The sequence below is a fragment of the Rothia sp. HMSC058E10 genome (assembly GCF_001809415.1).
Classification (GTDB): domain Bacteria; phylum Actinomycetota; class Actinomycetes; order Actinomycetales; family Micrococcaceae; genus Rothia; species Rothia dentocariosa.
Genome location: NZ_KV797616.1, coordinates 1 through 417 on the forward strand (window position 1 = coordinate 1; position 417 = coordinate 417).

General features: G+C 47.2%; 2 pseudogenes. Both read left to right on the forward strand.

The features are described 5' to 3' along the window. Positions 1-196 (forward strand): annotated as a pseudogene (locus HMPREF2609_RS02950) (hypothetical protein); the annotation flags it as partial. Between the two features lie 41 nt (positions 197-237). Further along, positions 238-417: pseudogene (locus tag HMPREF2609_RS11020) on the forward strand (hypothetical protein); the annotation flags it as partial.

Consider the following 417-nt stretch of genomic DNA (forward strand, 5'->3'; position numbering starts at 1 on the left):
CGATAGCATAGTGATTGCTGCTGACGGGGCCAAGTATCCTTGGTCACGGGTGGAAAGGTTTAAGAAGCTGTTTTTCCCGAATGGTTTTCCGGATCCTCTGTATGAAGATGGAGATGACTGGATTAATGATCCTGATGAGTACCCCGAGAGCACATCCTATACCGGCGGTCGTGAGGGAGAAAGTTTATCTGAGTAAATAGTTAGGTTCCTTTGCCTGTCTGTGTTTTAGAGAGAAACATGCCTTATCAACAAGAACGGTCTGCTGAGGAATTTACTGCTCCTTTGTTTATCCGTGAGAACGGGTACTGGGAGGATCATATGCTGCCTTATCTGGAGTCGGAGGGGTGGGCTGTCATCACTATTGATTGTGCTGGGGTGGTATCGTATATGGACTTCGCCAGGCGGTTAGTTAAAACT